Here is a 14,268-nt window from a genome sequence, read left to right as displayed (position 1 = left end):
CATCAACCGCCTTCATTATGCCTTTTCAAAACATCCGAAGCCATGCCAACTATCTGACCCAAGATATCACTACTAGAGAACCCCTTAATATCGTCCTCTACAATACTCGTAAGCGTATTTCGATAGTCTGTTTTCTCTATATCCAACCCTTTAACCGCTTTCGCCTTTTTAATTAGCCATTTAAGCGTTTTTACTTGTTCTTTAAGGACTTTGTTACCATCTTCTTTTTTCGCTTGTTTCTGAAGCTCAGAGAGCCATTTCTCAGCCACATCGATATGTCCATTCAAAATAAAACCCCTCCTTCTTCCTTGCCATACTATACCACTTTATTATATTTTAGTCAATATTTTCGTTCAAACATAGGGAACGTGACTAAGTCGCAAACCATTGACTATGTACTCCGCTCCCCTTAAACTATGTATACACGAACCAATCAAGCCTCTGCTGCAAAGCATGCTGACCCGATTGGTCTTTTTTGTTCCTACTACCTCTTACTTTCTACTAGCAGCCCAACGCTTAGCAGCACTACTCACATCTGTAAATCCTGTAATTGCGTGTACATCAATGTAATCAAGACCATTTTTAATATACGTTCCGCAAGTATTTACACCCTTTATCGGACTTCCATCGGCTTTAAACTTGGAAAGCTCGACCCCAAATACCTCTATATTCTCTTGGTTATTTACCTCAATTGTAGCCTCACGACCATCAATTAACGATAATTTTACCTTCATAAGAATCCCCCTTACCTAATTACATTTCTATGTTCCTATCCTACCACCTCAGCCCCATAACAAAAAGCAGGAGTTTAGCCCCCTGCTTTGTTTTTACTGCTATTTTCTAGTAATGTAGCAAGCTTATTGATGTCGTCCTGCGCATGAACCCTCCATGAAGGATACGCTTCATCCATCAACTCTATGTTACTAATTAACACCGTAACCATTTTCTCAGCTAGTCTTTTATTGTCCCTCTCTAGCTTTTCAACCTTTTCAGCCTGCTCTACCGCCCAATCTATCACATCAGAGTCGCACATACTCCTCACGATTACATGGTCACCTTTAAACATGTTTGCGATATCTTTTAACTCACCTAACCTACTCACTTAAACACCTCTATTTTCCATACCTATCTTTCCAATCCTCTAACCACCCGATAAAGATTGGATTATGTCTTGGTAGTGACCAAATTAATGCTGCTATAGCCGGAAAAAGGAATATACCAATCCTACCTAGTAATAGAAAATCCAATACAACCTTAACGATAAGTCCCACCGTTAAGCATATTTGAAACAGATATATCTTCCCCTCGGTACTCAATTACACGACCTCCCCTATGGTTAGTTACCTCAATATCCATTGTAAGGGAGTTCGCGCCACCTACCAACCTAATTCATATGTCAATTTCTTTACATATCGTAAAATTTACTTATTACGAAGTTTTTAACTCCTTTCTGACCTTCATCAAGACCTCACCTAGTAGCTTTAACCCTCTCCATTTATCAGGATTCTCTACATGGCGATGATTTTCACCCATTTTAATTCCCCAGATGCCATCAAACGGACTTGCTTCTACTAAATGCTTATCTCCTGTAGCTAGAATTTCTTTCTTAAGTTGCGGAAGTGAGAATTTATCCATTAACACCTATTGATAGAGTTTACATCTATTCTCAACCCAAACATCTTCATTAAACGGTATCTGACGGCTTCTCCCTAGATTCTTACACTTAATTGGCGCATCCGCTTCCAAAATTTGTTCAGCGATTTTATGCGCCCCAAACAGCTTAGCTTTACGCCACATAATCGCTTGCTCCGACCATTTAAATACAATACCCTTATGCGTGAAAGGAGCGTAGAAGAAATTAGAGTACACATCTTCATCACCCCAGAAAAATACGAACTTATCTGTTTCTCTCATGTTTATCCCCCATTTTATAATTTTATTGTTTTATTGTTTTGCTATAACACCTACTCTATCGATTAATAACCCCTTCGTTTCTTCTGTGTAAAACTGTACACGGAATCCTGCAGACTCCCAGATAAAATCTATATGCTCAACAATATCACCATCTGCACAAACCTCAGTACGTATTGGTAACAACGTTCTGATATAATCGGTTGTTTCTTTTGCATCTGCTCCGCTATTGATACCTATCTTCCCATGTAATTGCATAACAATATCTACTTCGCTACGCAGCATAATATCTGCTTTTCCTTTACTGACTACAACAACCCCAAGAACCGCAGCGCTCTTATATCGTACTTCAAAAAACTCATCTTCCTCATCTAAACTAGTAAACCAAACCTCGTATGGGTTAAGCGTCCCCCAGGTTTTATGTACGAAATCTCTAGTAGCGCAGAATCCTTCCTCTTTTGTACCAGCATCTTTCGTTATTTCATATTTGTACATAGCTTTAACCTACCTCTATAAGTTTAATTTTGTTACATCCATACCGAGAAATTCTGTAAGACCGTAGTAAACACCATTATACTTCACGTAAAAATCACTTGTTCTTCCGTACTCATCAATTGCATCAAGCTCCCGGTAATACCAAACTGGACTAATTTCCGGAATTTCCCCAATACGACCAATAGCTACGCTTGTTCCATCTGTCGTAGACTCATGCAGATTCCAAATGACTAACTCTTCGTTGTTTTTCCACACGCTATGGTATTTACCTACAGCTATGTGCATTTCTGTACGTGGTGTATACGGCGCACGTAACTTATCAAATCGGTCACCAATAACCTCTGTATCTCTAAGGTCAAGTTCCCCTAGCTCCAATATCTCTCCCGTATATTCCATATTCCCATGCTTATCTATCACTAATTCTGGGTAACTAAGACCCATCACATTATCTCCCTCAGTCTCAACTGAGTAAAATGCTACATTGACTAAATCGGCAGCAAGTAATTGCCCTTTATTATCAAGAATATCCTTTGTTTCTCTAGTTTTTGCAGCAATAACCGTACCGATAAATATATCATTTTCATTTTCGTCTACGCCGACTTTATATCCTACAGTCTCAGGCTTTACTTCAAATTCACGACCCTCCATAGAAATATAATACTTACCGTTCTTTACAGCCAAATCACCATGCGCCCAAGTTAAAGAATCTCCCTCACCATGCGCTCCACGAAATTCTAGTCTACCTAATGCCTCCATCTTCATTACCTCCCGTTTGTTTTGTTGTTTATAGTATACCACATTATTATATTTTAGTCAATATATATTACTGTAAATACAGCAGGGAATAACCCCTGCCCATATTACTGCACAGCATAAATAGTAATTTTACTATCCCCGACCTTTTCAAAGTCAATTCGGAATACACATAACTCCCATTTGTACACAAAAACACCAGTCCCTGTAGTTAACTCGCCGATAACCGGGAATATTTCATGTATTGTTTTATTTACATTCTCAACAGTCTCAACCCTATTCAGTAACAAACTCGCTACCTTACTCTTTACACCCTCAATGATATCGAAGTTTTTAAGTAACGTAACAACCGTTTGCCCATCAGTAATAGTTACTGCCCCTAGATTAACACCTACACCGTAACGGATTATGTACACTTTTACATCTTCTGTATTAGATTGAATCTGAAACCAAACCTTTTCCGCCGCTAAAGAAGACCATTTATGCTGTACCAACCCTCGAGTAAACTGAAACCCCTCTTCTAATGAATGTGTATGTTCGCTAAACGTATGTGTCATGTATATTCCTCCTTTGTTTGTTGCTTTAAATATACCATTTTATTATATTTTAGTCAATAATTAGCTGAAATAAAAGCAGGTAGACACCCCTGCTTCTTGTTTTGACAGTTCTACAATTGCTTTATTTGTTTTTCTTCTCCAGTTGTTCCTCTAAGTCCTCGATTCGGTTACATAGCGATAATACCAATTGGTCACCAGTTAAATCACGCCAAGGCTCTCCATGTCTTGTCGCATGAAACACACCTTTTGGAAAATCAATAGTGATTGTATACTCATCATTAACCTTTACCGTTGTTTTTGCCCCATCTACTGTTACACTTTTCATCTTCATTTCCCCTTTGCTTCTATTTTATCTTCTAGTTAACTAAGGATATGAACGAGATAAAGAACATCTCACATACCACCAACGAAGGTATAAACCATCTTCGTTTATTGTTGTACACCCAAACTGTAAAAATCCTAGCATATAACGATAATTGCAGTATCGCATAGATAAGAGGAAGAGACACCAACACAGTCACTACCGCCGTCACAGCAACTAATGTAAAGTCAGTCTCCGATAAAACATGAGTTGCCTCTACTGGACTCATTGTCTGTACCTTATCCATACTTTTAGCTACTATAACCCCTAGCAACTCCAACAGACCTAATATACCGACGACATAATGTAGTTTGGTTTTCAGTCTCCACTTATTTACGTTTGTCTTCATTTCTCCGCTATTTATAAACTTCTTATACAGAAACGTAACGATAGCAGCAAGTACGACCCGATACAAAAGCCTCTCGCCATAATTTAGATGTGTTGTGAACTGCAACATACACACACCAAACAGCAGAAGCGCTGCATTGAACCCCATCTCTTTATTTAATAACTTCTCTCTCACAATACCCTTTACCTTTCTATCTCTATTTAAGCAACACGTTTACCTAACGTTTGAAGTGGCTTAATCCAATCCTCAAATTCAAACGTACTATCCTGTGCAAACTTATCAATATCTTTAGCTGACCCAGAAATTCGGTACTCAATTGCATGAGGTACTTCATCTTTGAAACGTCTCCAAGCCGTTGCACCTGCGTTATCTTCATCACGAATGTAAATAACTGTCTTAAACCTACTAAGGAACTGTTTATGGTATGGCATAACTTTAGTACCCATTAGACTTACCGCAGGTATTCCATATTGCTCTAACCGAAGAACATCGAATACACCCTCGACCACTACAATCCTATCTTCCTGCAACGCCTGCTTTAAATTATGCATCCCATACATCTTCATAGCCTTAAGGTTGTCGCTATTTGTAATTGGATAGATATTCAGATACTTTTTAGACTTATCCCTTAACCAAGAATAGTTAATGTAAAACATAAGGTTCATATAACCATCCCAAACCGGAATGATATACCCACGTTCAAATAACCCTAGACTAATCTCGTCCATATCTAAATCTTCCTCTGCCATCCCTAACTTCTCCATGACATAACTGAGTTCCTCCAAGTTTCCATCAGCAGAACAAAAGATACCTCGTTTAATATAGGTCTTTAAATCACCTTTACGCTGCTCAACTAACTCAGCTAGATACTCCTTCTGGTCATCATCACCTACCAAGAATTTGACGAGCTTCTTATAATTCATTTTAGCCATTCAGATATCACCTCAACTTCTACCTTAATTTTACCGAAATTACAGGGAAAAAACATCCTCATGCGTATCAAACAGCTTCCTCTTTTTTGTGTCTTTAGTCTACGTTAAGTACACATTAAGTCTTCATGGTTTGTTTCACTCTTATATATCTATCCAACTTCCTATAAAACAAGTCTACATTAAGTCTACATGGGGTGTATTTTCCGCCTCGGTTTAGTTATATCTGTGATTTTAGTACACTTTGAGTCTACATTAAGTCAACATAGAAAAAGCAGTCGGATTTATTGTCTCCAACTGCTTCCACCACTTAAAACATATATTTTTGAAGTACCCAAGCCCCTGCCTCGTATGTCCCCCATAGAGTAGCAGCTAGTAAAATTATACCTACCGAAATAATGAATGTTTGTGTTACCCATAGTTTAATCTTATGAAAATTCTCAGGTGTTCCGGTAACCATACCCGCCGTTGTTGTGAGCGCTAACCCCAATATACTAAGTAAAAATAGCTGACCTCCAAACAGTAACAACATGTACATTGTACCTGTAAACATAATAAATACCCACTCCTCATCTTCAATTTATCTTCCTTTTGTTGATTTAACTATACCAAATTATTACTTTTTAGTCAATAGTTCACCCTTATCATCCATTTAAACCTATAAACCAACGGAGCGAAGACATTGCAAGGACATAGGAGTTTCCCATACAAATCCAGTCAGATACTTACAAAGACCAAAGGAATCCCCGCAAGTGAACTAAGGTTTTCACGACATCTAGCGAAGACATTTCACAATCCTCCCTAAATTTTTCACTGTCTCCGCCATATACCGCCACAACTAAAGTATTTACTGCACTCACCCCTATCGATTAAACCCTTACACTTTTAGCAACCAAATTTGTTATAGTTCAACCTACCACATAGCTCCTTATCGCCATCTACACTATATACAAATACTTTGTGCGCCGCACACATCACTTAAAACTTTTTATACCCTAAATAGCAAAGACATAGCGGCGCACCCTGTCCTCGCAAATAAAGAAGCAGGGAATCCATCCCTGCTTCTACACAATGAACAACTACATACTCTTACTAGACATCTCAGCTTCAAACTCAGTTAGCGCAAACGCACAAGCCGCTAACAAACTCCCAAACATCACATGCAATGGCGTATCCAAACTAAAAAGATTAAAACTCACAGCCGTATCATTGGCTTTAATGTAATTTAATGCATCCGACATGTACAACCAACAAAAAGCAATGCAGATAACCGAACCAACCGTGTTAACCGTTTTTCTAGCGAAGCCCCAGTCGCTAATCTTAATTGAACCTCTATGTCTAATTTCCAAAATAAGAGCTAAAACCAAACCAAGTATAAATAGCGTCACACTCCCGGCAAAAAACAGCAATAAAGTGTCCCCTTTTGGCACTGTATCAAAAGGTTGCACTGACGTACTAAGTAACATAAACACTCCTCCATAATTAACCTTTACTTACCTTCTCCACTTCTTTTTTAGCGTTGTTGTAGTTCCTTTGAATGGTTTTAATACTAACTAATCTGTACTTTACATCTTCAACAATTTTATGGATTTTCTCTTTGTCTCCACCTGCATTCATCTCAGCCTCAGCATCACGAAGCCCTTTATAAATTGCATGATACTCCTGCAAGATAGATTTAGCTGCCACATCTACCTCTTTAAACTCCTTAATTTTCTTAGAACTCTCATCTATTCCTTTAGACTGAAGGTTCGGCATCAATGTATCAATTGCTTCTTCCAATGTTTTTGCAGCTGCTTCAACTGTTTTTACATCCGACTCATTAACCGCTTTTACTGCTACAAACACTTTACTCTTTTCTATATCATTACCTTTTACATCTTCCTTATCGTCCTTCTTACCTGTAGCTTTTTTACCCTCATCCTTATTCTTTGTATCTCCTGTAGGGGCAAGAACCTCATCAATGGATTTATCCATTTTAGTTATAGCCGTCTCTGCTTTCACAACATCCTTCTTTGTATAGCCTTTATTTTCGATTTTAGCATCCGAGTCTTTTGTACTTATATATGTACCTATACCCACACTTACCGCAACAGCTAACGCCACACTGATAGCAAACACCCTTTTATCACTCGTTACCTTCTTAAAGCTTATATTCTTAAAACTAAACTTCTTTTTACTCACATTCTCTGGTTTCTTTTCATCTTCTTTACGTACCAACTCTTAACAACTCCTTTAGTCTATATAGAACAACCTCATAGGGTGTGAATACCTACGAGGTTCTCCAAACTCAAATCTATTTTTAATAAAGTAGGGAAGGAAATACATCAACTCAAATGCATTTCGTACTTCTATTATCTACTTTCCCTTATATCGTTTATTTCCTTCTTTTTGTCCATTAAAATACCCCTGCAGATACGTCCCTGCAGGGGCAAACAAAAGGAAATTAAAGAAAGAAAACAATATACGAAGTGTTGATACCTGTATATTATTTCGGAAATCTACTTGCCTTCTAGCAAGTACCTTCAGTATACCAGAATACTTATATAAATTCAGCTTACCTGTTATCAAACTTCTTATTTTTACGTAACACATACATATTTTCTTGTTGCCATCTTCATGGACTGCATAATAAGGTTGTCCAACTCCTGACTTAACTTCACAACCGAATCATCCAGTACCCCCAGACGTTTAACCTTATCTGCTAGTTCTATTCTTCTTTCTTCAATCATTTCATTTACATTATCCACAATATAACCCCCCTCACATCTTCATACCCTCAGTATCCAAAAAGGCAATCATCTGCCCCGTACATGATGATTGCCCTCTCTGTAGAATTTGCTAGATTTTATCTAATGGAAACCAATAGAGCCAAGAAACAACATGTACTAGTCCCAAGCACATGTTTACTTTAACACATACTTTATTCTTGTATTTCTACACTCTTATCAAATCCCATATATCTGTATATTTCTGGGTTATTTTGGCTATATTGTGAGTAGAAACTACCTACCAATGAACAGACAACATACTGGTTACTGTATTATCCCGGTCAACCTCGACCACACGAACCGCATAGCCAAGCGCCTCCAGTACCTCAATTGCGTAAATAACTGTAGAACGACAACTGGCGTAATGCTCAGCAAGCAGCTCTAAATCTTTGTTTTCCCGCTTACCTAACCGAAATTCCATACTTAAACTCCTCAAGATATCTGCACCGTACATAATAGATGCCGAGTCCACCGGATATAACTGGCTTCGATTCATAAATTTATTTACCTCAGATAAGACGTCCTTTACCAACTCGTCCACATCCATATTCTGAAATAAAGGAATATATGTACCGTCAGGTGCGAAGTTTGTACTCATCCTTGCATCTTTAGCAGTCAATAACTTCCCATTCTGCAATATTTCATGTACCAAGTCTTTCTTTTTACTTCGTCTCGTTAACAGTGACCATGCCATCGTTTATTCCTCCCCATGATGTAATCCCTGTACTATATAACCAGTAACCTAACAGTTTTGGTTTCCTCTTCACTAGTTATCTACTGCCTATCCTGTATATCATCCAACATCTATATCAAATCCGGAAGAGGGGAGGGGAAGACAAAGAAAATGGCTTACAGGTCTACACCCATAAGCCATTCCCAAACCTTATCTATTGCACTAGACGTCTCTTTCAGTACGCCAAAAATTTTCTACCTATAACCCTAGAACCTCACGATAATAAGCATCTTTTCTCATCCATTTCCGACCCATATACATACCGCCAAGAATCTCTTCAACCTCGCAAGGCTTCAGCGAAAGTTCCTTAGCGACTCCACGAATCGTACGGTACTCCCGCACTATCTTATTTGCAACCGAAACCTCAACAATATAGCGAGAATTAAAGGGATTCCCTTGCTCCGCACGGAGTTGCTTATCCCAAAACACGGATTCCATCTCTAAAACATCACCACGCCTCGGGAGTCTTCCCAACTCCTGCAGTGTAATTTCCGCCAACCCGTCTAGCTGATAGGCATCCCGTGCCTCGCTAAAGCTCGCTAGTCTTCCCTTAATTTCCCCTGCGCTCCCTAACACCATAACAGGGTCGCCGCTAACGGGATTCCAAGCCTTGACCCCTTGCACCCTTGCTTTATCTACATCAGCCAGAGCAGGGAAGCGCCCGGCATTGTAATCGGACTGCAGCATCCATCTATAACCTCCTGCGAATCCGTTACGGCTAACCATACCCCCACGGATACGAAGACCTGACATCCCTGTTACATATGTAGCCATATCTACAGAGGAAAACACATTAAAGATTTCATTACTATCTGCAAACATCTGAATAATATTATCGTCTTTAGGAAACACATTTCTAATTAGTTTCTCATAGTTTCCGTACACGTAATCGTACTCCGTAACCCAACGGTAGTCTAAATACCTTCCATCCCTGCGGCGAAGCCCACAGCGAAGATAACGACGTGCCGTAGCCATATCTGCTTTATAATACCCCAAGTCCAAAACGTACTGGCAAGCCTCGTCAATATTTTTAAACACCTGCAGTACATAGTCAACATCCAAACCCATCTGCACAATGACACTATTAGAAGGGTTGTCCCAGTTAATTCTGCTATCTGAACGTTTGGTTTCCGTAGGGCTATACTGTAGCGCAACCCCACCATCAAAGTGAATCATTTGCATCTCGCACCCTTTCTTTGCCGTTAAATTTATAGTCTTATTCTAACCCATAGCGGAAATGTAAAGGTGCTTATTCATATCAAAACACGATTTTAAGACAAACAAAAAACCCTATGGGTAAGTCCCACAGGGTTACTTATTTACTTTTTTAAATTTACTCCAAATTCTAGATACGTTAGACTGAGCAATTTCTAACTCTTTAGCGATTGGACGTTGTGCCATTCCTTTGTTAATGAAATGTTGGATAATAGACCCTTGTACCACTAAATCAGCACTTCGGAACGCTTCTCCACGAAGGATTTCATAACCTTCTTCTGTTTTTTCTACTTCTAACTCGATTGTAACAGGTTTCTCTACCACCTCAACAGGTACAGTATCCTCTGCCAATTCATCTAGAATATCAGTTTCTGCTTCAACTGCCTCAACTGCCTCGACTTCATTTGACTCAACAGGAGCTACCATAACAGCGACTTCTGCTTCTTTCTTTATCTGGCTTACTTCTTCAGCAGTAAATTCATCCGCTTTACTTACCTTTGCTTTAGCCTTACGTTTAACCGTTGTTACTTTTTTAGGTTGCTTGTTCTTTAACCTTTCAGCCCAGTTTTGGTACATATCATCAAGTGATGCTTTATAATCACCTAACAGTGTTTGTGCATCGCTATCCATATCGTAAAAAGCCGTTTTGTGAGCAACTTCCCCACGTTTACGAGTTGGTACACCTAAGCTACGTAAGACCTTTGAAATGTGACCATTAACGCTACCCAATAGAGCTGCAATCTCCTTTGTATTGTACCCGTAGTTATATAATACCTCGATTGAATCATAATCTAATTTTGGTTGTTTAGCCATTTTAAATCTCCCTCTTTCCTTTAATTTTCCTTTTGTTTTCCTTTGTTGACTCTAATATACCACTTTATTATATTTTAGTCAACAGAATATCTTCATTTCTTTTGAAAATATATTCTTTACTATTTAAAGGGGGAAGGGGAAGCTTACCTTCCTTTATATGTAGATATAAATTCATTAAAATCTTCGCAGGTAACCGCACCGCTTTTCTCTAGCTTTCTATTATATGCATCACCAGAAAACTTTACCCCCAAATCTATTTGTGTTTGATAGATATCCTTATTCCCTTTAGAAATCCCTTTATACAACCCATCCATTGCCAATATAAACCGTTCTACCCATACATCCTTTGTTATTACGTTACCCATAAGCCACACACCTCTTTGCGTAATTCTTGTTTCATCTTCTTTTATCATAGCAATTATTGGCAAGCAGCACTCGACTTTTGTTATCGAAATAAGAAAGGGGATTACAAGCACATTAGACTTATAATCCCCGTGTTTCTTCTTATATAAATGATTGTATCAATCAAATATACCCTGCGCAAGATGTTTCGGAATCTCACGCTCTTGATAGTTCCAATCTAAATCAAACAGGGGATTCACACTATTTCCTTTTCTATCAAATTTCTTTAATGAAAACTCTAATCTTACAAACGTTCTCAACACATCTTTAGACGTTGCCGTACTCTCATGTACTGAATACGCTGTCATAAGGTTGATTTCAAACGGTTTAGCTAACACAGACCTCTTTTTATCTTTAACCTTATCAAACTCGTAGAACCAATTTTGTGTCATTTCGCACAAGTTTGTTTGAAAAGGATGATGGTAAAAACGAGTAGGTATAGCGTTACTCACCACATAGGAGTGACAGACTGGTAGTTTATCAGGATACCTTTCACCCTGCATCCCATCAATATGCGCACCTGCTCTTCTCTGTGTTGATGCTTTCTTTACAGGAGAATGGTGGACTGTAAGATATAGATAATAGTCTTCCCAATTTGAATTGATACCTTTCTCAAACTCTAAACAAGTATTTACGACCTCTATTATTCCAGGTGTCTGTAAGTCTCTCGGAATACGAACGTCCGAGTTTGGTAATTTAATAGGCATATCTAGCACACTACGAATCTTTTGTCCGAAAGACTCTCTATCCTGCACAACCGCAACTGGGTGAGGGTAACGAACAATACCAAACCGCTCTGGATTCCATTTACTCCGAATATCCTCTATCAATATATCAAGATTTTCATTTTCCATATTTAGCCTCCTAAATCCTCTTTATATATTCAATCATAACAATAATAGGATTAAAAACTCCGATTTCCTTATCACGCAGGTCGGAAGCAGGGGAGGTAGCCAAAACCCTTATCGGATTCCAAGTCTAAAAATGAGAGACTTCGTAACTTGTAAAATGAAAGTCACAAAACTAAGCAATATATCAATTTATAGATATAAATATATAAAAATATACGAGTCATTGAAAATATGAAACTCTTAAAGCGAATCTATCTGTCTATGAATCTTTGAAGCTACTAGATGGGTTAAATTTACATATCTATTTGTATATAAAAATACAAACATCTTCATCAAATGAAATTTGGATAGTAAAAATAGGGGAGGGGATATTCCAAGGTCTAAAGTTACTCAAAAAGGGTCTATATTTACTAGTTGCAAATAAATAAGTTCTATAGTTACATATAACGATATTTTACAAGAAAAATAGGGGTTGTGAGAACAAACTTAGTGACCAAGTACCCACATATTTAATTTTCGTTGCTTCTCACAACCGCCTAAATTTTAGGAAATAAATAGAGGTCTAAAGCAAATCTAGCAAGCTCTAAACCCCAACATCTTCATTTATATAATTCTACTTAGGTAAGTCATAAGATGTGTAATACGTACAGTCTCTGCAAGCAACCTCAACTATCTGCAACTCCTTATTCACTTCACGGACTAACTCACCGTTACATTTAGGGCATTGATTCATTTTAACACCTCCAACATCTTCATTTAAAAAATTTAGATTTAACCCAAACGGAATCCCTTCATAGACTCAGCTAAATCATCCTCATGAATTTCTATGTACTTTTTCGTTTCATTTTGGTCACTGTGATTAAAAATATCCATTAACGATGCAATGTCTTTTGTTGCCTTATAGTAATGATAACCAAACGTTTTTCTCATCGTATGTGTTCCCACATCGTCTCGCTCCAGTAGTTTAGCAGCCTTATCTAACATTTGATATACCGCTACAGTTGATAATGGCTTGTTATCGCCCTTCTGACTTTGAAACAAATATTCTTCCGGTTTTTTACCTGCTGTATAATCCTGCACATCTTCCCAAATACTCTCCAAAAACAACGTACGTTTCTTTTTTCTTTTCTTCTCTTGAATCCTCGGTCTTTGCGTCGACATGTCCTTTACTGTAAGACGTACCAAGTCGCTCACACGTAAGCCTGTGTTGATTCCAAGTTTGAATAAAAACATATCCCTTTTATAGCGTCTACTCGTTTTTTGAATCGCCCACAGCATATCCTTTATTTCTTCATTTGTTCGCAGTGGTCTTACATTATATATTCCCATTTCTCTACCTCAATTCTCCAGATTTTAGGAAAAATCACCTATTTTCTGTCCTCTTCATCGTACCCCGAAAACCCACTTATATCAACAAAAATAATTTATTAAAAACGGGATATTTTTAAATTTTATATACCAGTTTATACATATTTTAGTCAACTGTCAGAAATTAAAAACGTGCGTGAGACTCGACGAAAATGAAAAGGGTAGGGGTTTACCCATCTCGTTTGCTCTCAGATGCTACCATGCTCCGAACAAACGTAGAGTAAGGTGGAAAACCCATAAACCAACAAAAGTGAGAATCTGAACTTTAACCTTTCGGCTTGTAGTCCAACTTGAAAATCTTCCTAACCAGAATACAAACGTATTTCCATATAAACATAAAATAACCAGACTCACCAACGAATCTATGTAACTAGGTGGAGGTGTGAAAAATCCCAAAGTGAACGCACATATGAAAAACCACGAACTTGTCATGAAAAATATAAGTAGATACATTGCTGCTACAATTCCAATTTTTACTGAAGCCTTTATAAGTCATTCCTCCAAGTTTAATTATTCGCACATAACTATAATTGAATATAAATTATCCGCACAGAATCCAAGTCCCAAACATAGACTGTAAAAGATGGGTGGCATATCCGACTAACATCTTCATTTAAAAGCTGAAGTGGGTGTTTAGTCGACATGTTAGTCGGGTAGGTCATCAGTCACTAGCACTCCACATGAGCATCTCCAAGTCAACGACTAATTACGGTCACACTGATTCATACACCCACTCACATCTTCATTTAAAAGAACCTCTTTA

General features: G+C 38.1%; 20 protein-coding genes and 1 pseudogene. All 21 read right to left on the bottom strand.

The genetic code is table 11. From position 1 onward, the window contains the following. Positions 1-2: 2 nt before the first annotated feature. The gene (locus ACYFX0_RS20490; RefSeq protein ID WP_460271858.1) at positions 3-287 is read right to left on the bottom strand and encodes a hypothetical protein; all 285 of its coding nucleotides are present in this window, start codon (positions 285-287) and stop codon (positions 3-5) included. Positions 288-491: 204 nt separating this feature from the next. Further along, complete coding sequence (locus ACYFX0_RS20485) at positions 492-734, bottom strand: hypothetical protein (RefSeq protein WP_193635634.1); 243 nt, start codon at positions 732-734, stop codon at positions 492-494. Between the two features lie 74 nt (positions 735-808). Continuing rightward, positions 809-1,102 carry a hypothetical protein gene (locus ACYFX0_RS20480; protein WP_460271856.1) on the bottom strand — a complete coding sequence of 98 codons (294 nt, stop codon included), beginning with the start codon at positions 1,100-1,102 and terminating at the stop codon, positions 809-811. A 10-nt stretch (positions 1,103-1,112) separates the two neighbouring features. After that, complete coding sequence (locus ACYFX0_RS20475) at positions 1,113-1,316, bottom strand: hypothetical protein (protein WP_460271854.1); 204 nt, start codon at positions 1,314-1,316, stop codon at positions 1,113-1,115. A gap of 112 nt (positions 1,317-1,428) precedes the next feature. After that, positions 1,429-1,914 (bottom strand): annotated as a pseudogene (locus tag ACYFX0_RS20470) (NADAR family protein). Between the two features lie 30 nt (positions 1,915-1,944). Further along, positions 1,945-2,406: a hypothetical protein gene (locus ACYFX0_RS20465; RefSeq protein WP_460271852.1), complete on the bottom strand. Its 462-nt coding sequence runs from the start codon at positions 2,404-2,406 to the stop codon at positions 1,945-1,947. Positions 2,407-2,421: 15 nt separating this feature from the next. Further along, a complete protein-coding gene (locus ACYFX0_RS20460; protein WP_460271850.1) occupies positions 2,422-3,162 on the bottom strand; it encodes a hypothetical protein in 741 nt (246 codons plus the stop codon). Between the two features lie 104 nt (positions 3,163-3,266). Next, on the bottom strand, positions 3,267-3,716 hold the full coding sequence (locus ACYFX0_RS20455; RefSeq protein ID WP_460271848.1) for a hypothetical protein: 450 nt from the start codon (positions 3,714-3,716) through the stop codon (positions 3,267-3,269). 121 nt (positions 3,717-3,837) lie between these two features. Beyond that, the gene (locus ACYFX0_RS20450) at positions 3,838-4,041 is read right to left on the bottom strand and encodes a hypothetical protein (protein WP_460271846.1); all 204 of its coding nucleotides are present in this window, start codon (positions 4,039-4,041) and stop codon (positions 3,838-3,840) included. 31 nt (positions 4,042-4,072) lie between these two features. Then, positions 4,073-4,492: a hypothetical protein gene (locus ACYFX0_RS20445; RefSeq protein WP_460271844.1), complete on the bottom strand. Its 420-nt coding sequence runs from the start codon at positions 4,490-4,492 to the stop codon at positions 4,073-4,075. 134 nt (positions 4,493-4,626) lie between these two features. Beyond that, positions 4,627-5,358, bottom strand: a complete 732-nt coding sequence (locus ACYFX0_RS20440; RefSeq protein ID WP_460271843.1) for a toprim domain-containing protein — start codon at positions 5,356-5,358, stop codon at positions 4,627-4,629. 307 nt (positions 5,359-5,665) lie between these two features. Next, the gene (locus ACYFX0_RS20435; protein ID WP_460271841.1) at positions 5,666-5,908 is read right to left on the bottom strand and encodes a hypothetical protein; all 243 of its coding nucleotides are present in this window, start codon (positions 5,906-5,908) and stop codon (positions 5,666-5,668) included. Positions 5,909-6,434: 526 nt separating this feature from the next. Next, complete coding sequence (locus ACYFX0_RS20430; protein ID WP_460271839.1) at positions 6,435-6,821, bottom strand: hypothetical protein; 387 nt, start codon at positions 6,819-6,821, stop codon at positions 6,435-6,437. Between the two features lie 16 nt (positions 6,822-6,837). Further along, positions 6,838-7,572 (bottom strand): hypothetical protein, encoded by a 735-nt coding sequence (locus tag ACYFX0_RS20425; RefSeq protein WP_460271837.1) that lies wholly within the window; start codon positions 7,570-7,572, stop codon positions 6,838-6,840. Positions 7,573-7,934: 362 nt separating this feature from the next. Beyond that, positions 7,935-8,102, bottom strand: coding sequence for a Spo0E family sporulation regulatory protein-aspartic acid phosphatase (locus tag ACYFX0_RS20420; RefSeq protein ID WP_460271835.1), 168 nt, complete (start codon positions 8,100-8,102; stop codon positions 7,935-7,937). A gap of 259 nt (positions 8,103-8,361) precedes the next feature. Continuing rightward, the gene (locus ACYFX0_RS20415; RefSeq protein ID WP_460271833.1) at positions 8,362-8,817 is read right to left on the bottom strand and encodes a hypothetical protein; all 456 of its coding nucleotides are present in this window, start codon (positions 8,815-8,817) and stop codon (positions 8,362-8,364) included. A gap of 237 nt (positions 8,818-9,054) precedes the next feature. Then, a complete protein-coding gene (locus tag ACYFX0_RS20410) occupies positions 9,055-10,038 on the bottom strand; it encodes a hypothetical protein (RefSeq protein ID WP_460271831.1) in 984 nt (327 codons plus the stop codon). 129 nt (positions 10,039-10,167) lie between these two features. After that, positions 10,168-10,884, bottom strand: coding sequence for a hypothetical protein (locus ACYFX0_RS20405; protein WP_460271829.1), 717 nt, complete (start codon positions 10,882-10,884; stop codon positions 10,168-10,170). A gap of 143 nt (positions 10,885-11,027) precedes the next feature. Next, entirely contained in the window at positions 11,028-11,249 is a 222-nt protein-coding gene (locus ACYFX0_RS20400; protein WP_460271827.1) for a hypothetical protein, read from the bottom strand. 156 nt (positions 11,250-11,405) lie between these two features. After that, entirely contained in the window at positions 11,406-12,140 is a 735-nt protein-coding gene (locus ACYFX0_RS20395; protein ID WP_460271825.1) for a hypothetical protein, read from the bottom strand. A gap of 768 nt (positions 12,141-12,908) precedes the next feature. After that, positions 12,909-13,466, bottom strand: a complete 558-nt coding sequence (locus ACYFX0_RS20390; RefSeq protein ID WP_460271823.1) for a tyrosine-type recombinase/integrase — start codon at positions 13,464-13,466, stop codon at positions 12,909-12,911. Positions 13,467-14,268: the final 802 nt, after the last annotated feature.

Source organism: Bacillus sp. NEAU-Y102, assembly GCF_054788175.1.
The sequence above is the reverse complement of the archived record's forward strand: the minus strand, read 5'-3'. Positions and strand labels throughout refer to the sequence as shown.

What these genes read in the sequence shown, in the direction of transcription:
- ACYFX0_RS20455 (WP_460271848.1), bottom strand. Translation starts at nt 3,716, where the DNA reads ATGACACATACGTTTAGCGAACATACACATTCATTAGAAGAGGGGTTT.
- ACYFX0_RS20400 (WP_460271827.1), bottom strand. Translation starts at nt 11,249, where the DNA reads ATGGGTAACGTAATAACAAAGGATGTATGGGTAGAACGGTTTATATTG.
- ACYFX0_RS20485 (WP_193635634.1), bottom strand. Translation starts at nt 734, where the DNA reads ATGAAGGTAAAATTATCGTTAATTGATGGTCGTGAGGCTACAATTGAG.
- ACYFX0_RS20465 (WP_460271852.1), bottom strand. Translation starts at nt 2,406, where the DNA reads ATGTACAAATATGAAATAACGAAAGATGCTGGTACAAAAGAGGAAGGA.
- ACYFX0_RS20405 (WP_460271829.1), bottom strand. Translation starts at nt 10,884, where the DNA reads ATGGCTAAACAACCAAAATTAGATTATGATTCAATCGAGGTATTATAT.
- ACYFX0_RS20410 (WP_460271831.1), bottom strand. Translation starts at nt 10,038, where the DNA reads ATGCAAATGATTCACTTTGATGGTGGGGTTGCGCTACAGTATAGCCCT.
- ACYFX0_RS20390 (WP_460271823.1), bottom strand. Translation starts at nt 13,466, where the DNA reads ATGGGAATATATAATGTAAGACCACTGCGAACAAATGAAGAAATAAAG.
- ACYFX0_RS20450 (WP_460271846.1), bottom strand. Translation starts at nt 4,041, where the DNA reads ATGAAAAGTGTAACAGTAGATGGGGCAAAAACAACGGTAAAGGTTAAT.
- ACYFX0_RS20415 (WP_460271833.1), bottom strand. Translation starts at nt 8,817, where the DNA reads ATGGCATGGTCACTGTTAACGAGACGAAGTAAAAAGAAAGACTTGGTA.
- ACYFX0_RS20460 (WP_460271850.1), bottom strand. Translation starts at nt 3,162, where the DNA reads ATGGAGGCATTAGGTAGACTAGAATTTCGTGGAGCGCATGGTGAGGGA.
- ACYFX0_RS20395 (WP_460271825.1), bottom strand. Translation starts at nt 12,140, where the DNA reads ATGGAAAATGAAAATCTTGATATATTGATAGAGGATATTCGGAGTAAA.
- ACYFX0_RS20430 (WP_460271839.1), bottom strand. Translation starts at nt 6,821, where the DNA reads ATGTTACTTAGTACGTCAGTGCAACCTTTTGATACAGTGCCAAAAGGG.
- ACYFX0_RS20440 (WP_460271843.1), bottom strand. Translation starts at nt 5,358, where the DNA reads ATGGCTAAAATGAATTATAAGAAGCTCGTCAAATTCTTGGTAGGTGAT.
- ACYFX0_RS20435 (WP_460271841.1), bottom strand. Translation starts at nt 5,908, where the DNA reads ATGTTTACAGGTACAATGTACATGTTGTTACTGTTTGGAGGTCAGCTA.